Genomic DNA, 10,537 nt, shown 5'->3' with positions numbered 1-10,537 from the left:
CACAGTTACGCCGAGGTAACCTGGGCTGGCTCGAGGTCGACGGCTTCGTCTCCCCGGCCTCGGACCGTCCCCGCTTCACCAGAGAATCTACGGGGCCGAACGTCGTCCCCGATCGGTTGTCACTGCCGCGGAGCGAGCCACGGTCCGCACGGCGCACTCGCCCGGACCATCAGTCGACCTGCTCACCGCTTCGCCAGGCGTCGATGACGGCGCGAAGCAGGTCGGTGTCCACGTCGTCGTCTCTCCAGTCGTCGATCGCGTCGCGAAGCCCGTCGGTCCGAACGACCCCGTCCTCGGCGTCGGCGTAGTCGGCGACGCTCGGTTCCGGCTCCGTCACCGCGACCGTCTCTGTCGTCTCAGCCGTCTCGCCTGTGTCGTCTTCGACCTCGAGGGTGACGCTGTAGTCACCCGCCTCGTCGTAGGTCCACGTCGCCTCCGGCTCAGTCGTCGTTACGTCGACGGTGCCATCGCCGGTGAAATCCCAGCGGTACGCCGCGATCGTTCCCTCAGGGGCACTCGAGGCGGACGCGTCGAAAGTCACCTCGTCGCCGACCTCGGGTTCGGTCGGCTCGTAGTCGAACGCGGCGACTGGTGGCGAGCCGGGTTCCAGTTCGACGTCGACGGTGACGGGATTCACGTCGATCGAGACGCCGTCGCCGGTGACCAACACCTCAAACTCGCCCGGCGAGTCGAACGTCTGTTCGAACGTGACTTCCTTGGCTCCGTAGTCGTCTTCGTAGTACGGCGGAACTTCGACGTGTTTCGTCTGGACGATTTCGCCGTCGATCCAAAGCCCGAGGTCGCTCGTTGCCAGTTCGTAGGGATAGTAGCGGTTTTCTAACGCTGCGGTAATCGTGACCGTCTCGCCGGTACCGACCGTATTCGAATCCGCGTCGAGGTTCGCAAGCCAGAGGTCCGTTTCGATTACGTGAACCGTCCCAATCGCGATTCCGTTGACCGTTACCGTCTGGTCATCGCCTTCATCGCTACCCCGTAGTGTGACCTCGATTGTCTCCGACGCCCCGCCGCCAATCGTCACCGACGTATCCGTCGAATCGGAACCGACCGCCACCTCGATCGATTCGGTGACCGACTCCGTTCCGAGATTCTGTAGCGTTGCTTCGACCGTGAACGGCTCTCCGAGCATAGCCGAGTCGGTGGAGAGTTCGGCGTCGGTGAGCACGACGCCCTCGAGTTCGGTCGGTTCGATCGGCTCGCCGTACACGGTTGCCGTCTGGGGAGCAGTTGTGTGATACCGGTAATACCCGTTGGGCGACCCGGCGCTGAACATGCTGTTGGCTGAGATGTCGGCGTGGATCGAGTGGTCACCGGGATGTGGCGTTACTGAGAACGTGATCGTCTCCGACTCACTCGGCCCCAGCGTCGTTGTGTAATCCCCAGAGGAGCCGTCTTTTCGCAGAAGTGGGTTCGCTCCGGTCATGTCCACCCTGATCGGCTGAGCGAATGGTGTCGGGTTGGTTACCACGACCGTCGCCTCGAGTTCCTCGCCGTGCTCCAGCTCGGTCGCAGAGAGCTCGAGTTCGGAGACCGAAATGGGTTCGACCCCCTGGTACGCGCCAATGCCATCGTCGGTCACGCTCAGGACGGTTCCGTTCGAAATTGCGACCGGATGCCCGGTTTTCGAGAACGAGATGTGTTCACCCGTTGCGGCGTCGTACGTTTTCAGCCCAGCGTAGAACACGCCGTCGGCGGCGACGATCGGGCTCTGGGATAGCCGAGTCTCGAACTGTTTATTCGTGGACTCGAACCACTCAACCTCGCCTCTCTCGGTATCGATCCCGTAGTGAGCGATATGATCACTCGTGAATGGGCCTCTCGTGGCGGTGATCAGCATACTGTCGCTCACGACGAGTCCGTGGTGTTGATCGTATTTGTCCTCTTGCTGGAGGTACATTTCTGGTGCGAGTTGCCATGTCGTCGAGAGATCGTCGGGATCGAGTGCGAGCAGTTGGTAGACTCCCCCCTCGTCGGGCTCCAGCGAGAGATAGATCGTCTCGCCGTCGGTGATCAACGTCCTGATGTCGCCGTCGTCGAACGTTCGAGAAGCGGTTAGCTCAAGCGTCGACCGGTCGAACGTGCGTATCGTATCAGAACCGGTGTCGTAGGATCGATCAGCGATGGCGAGTCGGTCGCCGGTCACGAGGACCTGATCCCCGCTATTGAACTCACTGTCGTCGGCGAAATACTGGGACTTTTGATTGCTGAAGTCGTGTCGATCGACCGCCCAGAGGTAGCGGTCGCCGTGGTTGTCTCCATTGTCTTCGACGCGCATCGTGAAGAACAGGCTATCGCCGTCGGTCGACAGCGATCGGAGGTTGATCCGTTGATCCTCGAAGTGACGATAGTCGATGAGTTCGCCGTCGTCAAGACCGATCGTGTACAGCCGCGAGCGTGGCTCGGCACCCGCGTGTCCCACAGAATAGGACATCCCGAAGTAGACGACATCGTCAACGATGACGTGGCTGCCGATCTCCTCCGTGTCGTCGGCCTCTTCTGGAACCGAGATTCGGTAGTCCCAGAGCTGGTTACCGGTCTCGAGGTCGAGCCCAAAGACCGTCGTATCGTTGTGGACGACGACCGTGTCGTCTTTGACGAGGACGGGATTACGTTCGACGTTGCCGTCCGTTTCGAACTCCCACGTCTGCATGAGCGGCTTCGTCGGTGCGTGGGTGTTCGGGTTCCAGTGTGAGCCGGCCGCGTCGTAGCCGATTTGAGTCCAATCGTCGTCTGGGTTCTCGTGGCCGACGACGACCGAGACGGATTCGACGCGTGGGTCTGAAGCTAGCCCGCCCGTTCCGCTCTCGAAGGCGGTTATCTCGTAGGTTCCCGAACTCGTCACTTCGAGCTCGAGCGTAGTTGTCGTCGTTTCGCCCGCCCCAACCGAAACCTCAGTCGTTCGGTGATCGAGATAGGTTGGTGTCAACGGCGAATCGATCTCGAAGGTGACCTCGCTAGTTTCGCTTTGTTCGCCATGGTTGCTCACTGTGGCCTCAACCGTGATCGTCTCGCCGACGGTGGCGCTGTCCTCGACGACCTCCACGTCGTCGACGGTGAGTGTGGTGGGCTCGAAGACGTACAGTGAGTTGTCCTCGGGCGTCCCAAACTCCTCTGAGATTCCGGCGACGTAGAGGGTGTCACCGATCGTTGCGAGAGCCGTTGGATAGGCCACCCGGTCGAGATTGCCGGTCATCGTCGGCAGTGACGTCGCCCAGGCGACCGAGAGGTCGTGCTCGAGCGCCGTGAGGCTTTCACCGGGGCCGCTATACTCTCGCGGGTCTTTCGACGCGACGTACAGCTGCGCGCCGAGCTCGAGGGCCTGGATCTCGCCGGCCGTCTGGTACATCGCGTTTCGTTCGCCGGTAAGGGAATCGAACCCGTGGATGCTCGAGCCGCTCGCGACAAACACGCCGTTGTTCCAGACGACTGGGGACAGGTCGGCTTCCTCTGGAATTGGGGTTCGCCACAGTGGAACACCGTCTGCTGTGTCGAATGCGTACAACGCACCCGTATCATCTACGTCAGCCGTCACGTACAACGTCCCGTCTGCGATCGTCGGTTGCGCCGATACCTCGCCGCTGAGTGGCCAGTCGCCGCGGTTCCACAGCACGTCGCCGCTCGACCCGCCGAACGCGCGGACGTGATCGTCGTCAACGACGTACACCGCGTCATCGTCCGCAGCCAGTTGCACGTGACCGGTATCGTCCAGCGCTTGCTCCCAGACAATCGAGCCGTCCGAGGGGTCGAGCGCGTAGACGCTTTCGCCGTCGTCGGGTTCGAACACGTCGCCGGGATCGAACACGTAGAGGTACTCGCCGAACACCGGCGGAACGTCCGAATAGAGTTCAACTCCTGCAGTGTCGAACGAGTTCCACTGCAGCGAGCCGTCGCTCGCGTCGAGTGCGACGAGCTGATCAGAAGAGAAGGTTTCTCCACTAATAGCGACGTACACCGTGCCGTCGTCGATAACGGGTTTCGACTCGAGGTCGTCGCCCAGCGTCGTCGACCAGATCGGTTCGCCCGCCGCGTCGAACGCCTCGAGCCGATCCGTTCCGTTCGTGACGACGAGCAGCTCGTCCGACGACGCGATTCCACGGTCGCCGAATCCGTCGTACTCGGCGCCGAGCAACCGGTCGAGCCGAACGGCGGGATCGTCGGCGATCGGCTCACCGGACGATTCCGGATTCAGCGACGGTTGGACCATCGTCGTGGACGCAGGGTCGACTCCCGACTCAACACCGTCTCCCACGGGAGCTCCCTCCTGAGTCGCTCCAGCCACCGCCACGAACGGCGCAACGACCGAACCGATCAGTAGTATCGAAAAAACGACCGCAAAGAGTTGCGCTCGTGTTCGAGTCCGCTGTTCACACTGGTACATGAGCAGAAGAAATACCGAAAAGAAATAAATTCACGCTTACGCAGGGGTTAGTGGCGAAGTTACTCCGAAGTACCTTACTGCAATTCGAGGCCGACGTCAGCGAGTCCGACCGCCATCCCGTCGAACCCACGACCGGACGTGACCACCGTTCGATCGTGGGCCTTGCCGACCGCCAGAGTGGGCACCAAAGCGTTCCTCGAGGCAGCCTATCCGTTCTCGAGTTCGACCCCCGAAAACTCGAACCGGGCGCCGCCGGCCGGCCCGTCCGTGACGGTGACCGTCCAGCCGTGAGCGTCGGCGATCCGCCTGACGATCGGGAGGCCGAATCCGGTGTTGCCGTCACCCGTCGTGTAGCCCGGCTCGAAGATCGCCTCGCGCTCGGCAGCGGGAATCCCGGGGCCGTCGTCTTCGACGAAGAACCCGTCCTCGAGAGTGCCGACACGAACGGTCACACCGGCACTATCGTCCCCGCGAGCGTGCGAACGAGGGCTCGTCGAGCTATGCTCGACGGCGTTACGAAACAGGTTTTCATAGACGTGTCGCAGTCGATCGGCGTCTGCACGAATCCGGCCGTCGACCTCGAGTTCGAGCGTCGCGGCTGTGGTATCGACCAGTTGCCAGCAGTCGTCGACGATCGGTTCGACGTCGACCCACTCGACGTCGGCGACAGCCTGTCCCTCGCGAGCGAGGGCGAGCGTCTCGTCGACGATCGTTTCCATCCGGTCGAGGGCCGCAGCGATCTGCTCGAGGTCGTCGTGCTCGCTGTCGGTTTCAACCACCGAGAGCGCCCCCTGAGCGACGTTCAACGGATTTCGAAGGTCGTGGCTGACGACCCTCGAGAACGCCGCCAGCCGTTCGTTCTGTCGCCCGAGTTCACGTTCCTGACGTCGCGTCCTGGTAACGTCCTGGACGGCCCCGCGCAACGTGTGAACGGCTCCGTCCTCGACGACCGCTGCACCCCGTGATCGGACCCAGCGTTCCGGGCCATCGGCGCGGACGATTCGCGCCTCGAGATCGTAAGGCACGCCGTCGGTTCGACAGCGGTCGATCGCGTCCCGGATCGCGTCCCGGTCGTCCGGGTGGTAGAACGCGAGGGCGTCCTCGAGCGTCGGCTCGAACGACGCCGAGACGCCGAAGATCCGACGCGTCCCGCGCGTCCAGCGGAGCGCGTCGGTCCGGACGTCGAGTTCCCATCCGCCAGTGTTCGCCAGCGCCTCCGTGTGTCGGAGGAGGTCGCGACTGCGGGTGCGTTCGCGCCGGGCGCGTCGCCGGTCGGTCACCTCGCGAGTGGTCCCAACGAGCTGGGACACCTCGCCGTCGACGAGCACCGGCGTGAGCGTCGTCTCCCAGATTTCGGTTCCGGACGGGAACTCGAGGCGTTCCTCGTACCGGAGTCGTGCCTGCGTCTCGAGACACTCGTGATACTTCTCCTCGAGCGTCGAGCCGACGTCGTCCCCGAGCCACTCCCGCGGGGTCAGGCCACGGGCGTCCTCGAGCGACAGCCCGGTCTGGTCCTCGTAGGCGAGGTTGAATCGGTCGATCTCGAACCGGGGCGCGTCTCCCGTGTGAACCACGTCGACGAGAAAAAGTGGCTGTCCCGCATAGTCGACGATCGTTCGGTATGCGTCTCCTGTCGTTTCCGAGAGCCCCCCAGCTCTCGGCTCCCGCTCACCCATTGCAGACAGAAACTCAGGATCGTCGGATAGAATTCTTTCGGATTGACTACTACGTGGGGACGACAGGAGCGGTGTCGGAGGAGGTGGTTGAACGATATGTCGAGGAGACTGAACATGCACCGGAGTGACGCGCTTCACCCCCGCCCACGGTGGGGCGGGGTACTCGCGCTGGGTTTCGTTTAGAGACGACGGTGAACGTCGGCGGGAGTCGTCGTGGGGTCGCCTGGCACACTTCCGACACGGTTTTCCCGGGGGGTGATGAATCGACGCCTACGAATGCTCGACCGGACCTACCTGCGCGAGCACGCAGCCGAGGTACGCGAGGCCCTCGCAAACCGCGGGGCCGACGTCGACCTCGATGCGGTGCTCGCCATCGACGAGGAGTGGCGCGAGCTGAAAGCCCGCGGCGACGACCTGCGACACGAGCGCAACCAGGTCAGCTCGCGCATCGGCCAGCTGAAACAGGAAGGGAACGAGGAGGCAGCCCAGGAGGCGATCGACCGCTCGAGCGAGCTCAAAGCCGACCTCGAGGAGGTCGAGGCGCGAGCGGGTGAGCTCGAGGCCGAACTCGAGGAAGCGATGCTCGAGATTCCCCAGGTGCCCGACGAGAGTGTCCCTGTCGGCGCAGACGAGTCGGACAACGTCGAGCACCGCCGCTGGGGCTTCGACGATCTGCGCGTCGACGCCGACGCGGTCACGCCCCACTACGAACTCGGCGAGGAACTCGACATTATCGACGAGGCGCGCGGTGCGAAGACCACCGGCGCCGGCTTCTACTTCCTCAAGGGCGACGGCGCCCGACTCGAGCACGCCCTGATCCAGTTCATGCTGGACGTCCACCGCGAGCAGGGCTACGTCGACCTCTTCCCGCCGATTCCCGTCAAGAGCACGTCGATGCAGGGCACCGGCCAGCTCCCGAAGTTCGCCGACGACGCCTACCGCCTCGGCGGCGACAACCTCGAACCGTACGACGACGAAGACCTCTGGCTCTGCCCGACGGCGGAGGTCCCCGTGACGAACATGTACGCCGAGGAGATTCTCCTGAAAGACGATCTGCCGCTGAAACACCAGGCGTACACGCCCAACTTCCGCCGGGAGGCGGGCGAGCACGGCACCAAAACCCGCGGGATCGTCCGCGTCCACCAGTTCAACAAGGTCGAACTCGTCAACTTCGTCGAACCCGAGACCAGCTACGACCGCCTCGAGGGCCTGCTCGAGGAAGCCGAGGAAGTGCTCCAGCGACTCGAGCTCCCCTACCGCATCCTCGAGCTTTGCACCGGCGATCTCACCTTCGCGAGCGCGAAGACCTACGACATCGAAGTGTGGGCCCCCGCCGACGACCTCGAGGACGGCCCCGAGGAGGGTGGTCGCTGGCTCGAGGTCTCGAGCGCGTCGAACTTCGAGGACTTCCAGGCCCGCCGCGCCGGCCTGCGCTACCGGCCCGAGCGCCACGAGTCCGCAGAGTACCTCCACACGCTGAACGCCTCGGGGCTGGCGCTGCCCCGCGTGATGGTGGCCATCCTCGAGTACTACCAGAACGACGACGGCACCGTCACGATTCCCGAGGCCCTGCGACCGTACATGGGCGGCCAGGAGGTCATCGAGGGTCACGGGAAAGTCGGAGAGGCCGCGTTAGGTGCTGGCGAGCGCGAGTAGCCGATTGCGCCGGCGGTGCGATAGTAACCGTTGAAAGTCATTGCACACCCGGTCACGAACGTCGGCGGCCAGCCTCGGTCTCGTCGTCGAGGCTGGCCGCTCGCTGTGACCGGGTGTGAATCGTTTCAACGATTACTATACTCCTCGTCGATCGGTTCGCCGCCGTCGGCCTCGCGGGGCCGATCCGCACGAACCCGTCCGCGCGTTCGGAACAGTCCGCCGATCGCGTTCCAGACCCGATCGACGACCGACGCCTCGGGCGCCCCCGGGAGGTAGAACGGCGACGGTTCGTCGTCGTCGGTCTCTCGTCGGTCGTCGGGACGATCCTGACTCATGGACTGTCAGCGGAACTGGAGTAACGTAACGGTACCTATCATCTCTGACTGAATTGATTTTCTGTGCTGTCAAGAATTGCGACGCCATCGTTCGGACGCCCCGAAGCCGGGACGCCGGAGGCTCGGACGGCCGGCAGTTCGATGGGGCTTGAGGGTCGACGAACGTTCGGTTCGTCCACCGCCGTGACGCGTCCGGCGTTGGCGCGCGGCGTCGCCGGCCTCGAGTCGACGAACCGGGCCGTGTGTGTGCCTGGCCCGCGTTTAGGGCCCTCGAGCACGTTTTTGCACCGATGGTCACCACACTCACCGCCGACCGACTCGCCGAGGCCCAGGACGGCGGCGAGGAGTTCGTCCTCGTCGACACCCGCCCCGAAGAGAGCTACGAGGCCTGGCACGTGAAGGACGCGCGGCACTTCCCGTTTGGGCCCGAGGAGGAGCTCGAGGAAGACGGCCAGCTCGAGGAACTCGAGGAGCTCGTCGACGACACCGATCGCGTGATCACGATCTGTGGGAAAGGAATCTCGTCTGGAAACCTCGCGACGCAACTCGAGTCGGCCACGGGCGAATTCGAGGTCCAGACGGTCGACGGCGGCATGGAAGCCTGGAGCGGCGTCTACGACCACGTGGAGATCGACGTCGGTGAGGGGGTGACCGTCGTCCAGGTCCAGCGCCGGGCGACGGGCTGTCTGGGTTACCTCGTCGGCTGCGCGGAGACGGGCGAGGCGGTCGTCGTCGACACGACGGCCGACACCGACGAGTTCCGGATCGCCGCCGGCGAGCACGGCCTGTCGATCGTCGGCGTGATCGACACGCACGTCCACGCCGACCACGTCTCCGGCGGGCGCGAGCTCGCAGCCGACCTCGACGTCCCCTACTACCTGGGCGAGCGGGCGGCCGAACGCGACCTCGAGTACGCGTTCGTTCCGCTCGAGCGCAACGAGGTGCTGGCGATCGGCGACCTGGACGTGAAGGCCCTCTTCACGCCGGGGCACACGAGCGAGTCGATCTCCCTGCTCGTGAACGATCGGGCGCTGCTGACCGCGGACACGTTACACGCCGACTCGACGGGACGGACGGAACTCGAGTTCGGGGAAGAGGAGGGAGAGGAGGGGGCGAAGATGCTCTACGAGTCGCTCCACCGCACGCTCCTCGCCGAACCCGAGGGAATCGTCGTCCTGCCGGGGCACGTCACCGTCTCGGCCGATGGTGAGTTCGGCGTCGGTGCGCCGGGCGAACCGATCGCGACGACGGTCGGCGAGGCGCGGACCGAGATCGACGTGCTCGACCTCGAGGAAGAGAAGTTCGTCGACCGACTGGCCGACGCCGGCGAGAAGCCGGCCAACTACGAGGAGATCATCGAGCTCAACCGCGGCGTCCGCGAGGAGCCACCGGAGGAGCGCGCCGAACTCGAGATAGGGCCGAACAACTGCTCGGCGTGAGGCCGATCCCTCGCTGTGGTTCGTCGGTCACTCGGCTGTGTGCCCCTCGGCGGCTATCGAGGTGATACTCAACCAGATTTGAGTTGCAGCCCTGTCAAAATGACAGATGTATGATAATGCTTATGACGGACCGTCGGCTATACCGTCTATGTCCCCACGTCGAAACCCGGTCACGAACTGGATCCGGGCCCACGAACTCGGCGCCTTCCTGCTGTTGACGTTCGCCATCTCCTGGAGTCTCAACGGACTGGTGATCCTGCTCGAGATGGAGATGTCCTGGACCCGGTGGCTCCTGAGTGGCTTCCTGAGCACGACCGGTCCGGCCATCGCGGCCGTCGTCGTCGTCTCCGTCAGCGACCGCAGGCTTCGGGAGTGGGCTCGAGGGATCGTCAGGTGGCGCGTCCACCCGACGTGGTACGCCGCGGCGGTCGGGATTCCCGCCGTCATCGCGCTCGGTTCCGCAGGCGTCGCCTCGCTCGTCGGTGCGCCGATCGACTTCGGCGCCTTCTCGCCGGAACTCCTGGTGCTCGTGTTCGGGATCGTTCTGGGAACGTTCGTCGGCGGCGGCCAGGAAGAAATTGGATGGCGAGGCTTCGCACAACCCGAACTCCAGCAGCACTACAGTCCGGTCGTCGCGGCGCTCGTCGTCGGCGTTATCTGGGGCGCCTGGCACCTCCCGCTGTTCGTCGACCCGCTCGCACTCCACTCCACCTGGCCGCTCGCCTCACAGGTGGCGTACTTTGTCGGCATCACCGCCTTCTCGATCCTCCTCGCGTGGGTCTACAACGGCACCGGCGGCAGCATCTTACTCGTGATGGTCATGCACGGGGCCAACAACGCCCTCGGCGGGGCGCTCGTCCCGCTCGACGTCGACCAGGTGCTCGTCGACGACGTGACCGACTTCGGGGCGCTCGTCCCGGTCTACGTTTCGAACGCCGCGATCACCGTGGTGCTCGCACTCGTCGTGGTCGCCGTCGTCGGCCGAGGGCTACTGGCCAGCCGCCTCGAGGCCTCGAGGCCCAGGACGTGAATCCG

6 protein-coding genes and 1 pseudogene are annotated in these 10,537 nt (G+C 64.4%); 4 read left to right on the top strand and 3 right to left on the bottom strand.

The window, feature by feature from the left end:
* Positions 1–169: 169 nt before the first annotated feature.
* Both NMQ09_RS04275 and NMQ09_RS04270 read right to left on the bottom strand, forming a co-directional pair.
* Positions 170–4,222, bottom strand: coding sequence for an outer membrane protein assembly factor BamB family protein (locus NMQ09_RS04275; RefSeq protein WP_255193204.1), 4,053 nt, complete (start codon positions 4,220–4,222; stop codon positions 170–172).
* A 380-nt stretch (positions 4,223–4,602) separates the two neighbouring features.
* Positions 4,603–6,072, bottom strand: a complete 1,470-nt coding sequence (locus NMQ09_RS04270; RefSeq protein WP_425607256.1) for a PAS domain-containing sensor histidine kinase — start codon at positions 6,070–6,072, stop codon at positions 4,603–4,605.
* Positions 6,073–6,104: 32 nt separating this feature from the next.
* Between NMQ09_RS04270 and NMQ09_RS04265 the strand changes: the two are divergent.
* Both NMQ09_RS04265 and serS read left to right on the top strand, forming a co-directional pair.
* A pseudogene (locus tag NMQ09_RS04265) lies at positions 6,105–6,200 on the top strand (IS200/IS605 family transposase); the annotation flags it as partial.
* Between the two features lie 148 nt (positions 6,201–6,348).
* Complete coding sequence (gene serS, locus NMQ09_RS04260; RefSeq protein WP_255193202.1) at positions 6,349–7,728, top strand: serine--tRNA ligase; 1,380 nt, start codon at positions 6,349–6,351, stop codon at positions 7,726–7,728.
* Positions 7,729–7,853: 125 nt separating this feature from the next.
* Here serS and NMQ09_RS04255 read toward each other — a convergent pair whose 3' ends face one another.
* On the bottom strand, positions 7,854–8,063 hold the full coding sequence (locus tag NMQ09_RS04255) for a hypothetical protein (RefSeq protein ID WP_255193201.1): 210 nt from the start codon (positions 8,061–8,063) through the stop codon (positions 7,854–7,856).
* Between the two features lie 290 nt (positions 8,064–8,353).
* Here NMQ09_RS04255 and NMQ09_RS04250 point away from each other — a divergent pair, with 290 nt between their 5' ends.
* Positions 8,354–9,502: an MBL fold metallo-hydrolase gene (locus NMQ09_RS04250; protein ID WP_255193200.1), complete on the top strand. Its 1,149-nt coding sequence runs from the start codon at positions 8,354–8,356 to the stop codon at positions 9,500–9,502.
* Between the two features lie 148 nt (positions 9,503–9,650).
* On the top strand, positions 9,651–10,532 hold the full coding sequence (locus NMQ09_RS04245) for a CPBP family intramembrane glutamic endopeptidase (RefSeq protein ID WP_255193199.1): 882 nt from the start codon (positions 9,651–9,653) through the stop codon (positions 10,530–10,532).
* Positions 10,533–10,537 lie beyond the last annotated feature (5 nt).

It is taken from the genome of Natronobeatus ordinarius, assembly GCF_024362485.1.
In the GTDB taxonomy this organism is placed as follows: domain Archaea; phylum Halobacteriota; class Halobacteria; order Halobacteriales; family Natrialbaceae; genus Natronobeatus; species Natronobeatus ordinarius.
This window is presented reverse-complemented; position numbering and strand designations above follow the sequence as displayed.

Coding starts and splice junctions, on each gene's coding strand:
- NMQ09_RS04275 (WP_255193204.1), bottom strand. CDS start 4,222: ATGGTCCAACCGTCGCTGAATCCGGAATCGTCCGGTGAGCCGATCGCC.
- NMQ09_RS04270 (WP_425607256.1), bottom strand. CDS start 6,072: ATGGGTGAGCGGGAGCCGAGAGCTGGGGGGCTCTCGGAAACGACAGGA.
- serS (WP_255193202.1), top strand. CDS start 6,349: ATGCTCGACCGGACCTACCTGCGCGAGCACGCAGCCGAGGTACGCGAG.
- NMQ09_RS04255 (WP_255193201.1), bottom strand. CDS start 8,063: ATGAGTCAGGATCGTCCCGACGACCGACGAGAGACCGACGACGACGAA.
- NMQ09_RS04250 (WP_255193200.1), top strand. CDS start 8,354: ATGGTCACCACACTCACCGCCGACCGACTCGCCGAGGCCCAGGACGGC.
- NMQ09_RS04245 (WP_255193199.1), top strand. CDS start 9,651: ATGTCCCCACGTCGAAACCCGGTCACGAACTGGATCCGGGCCCACGAA.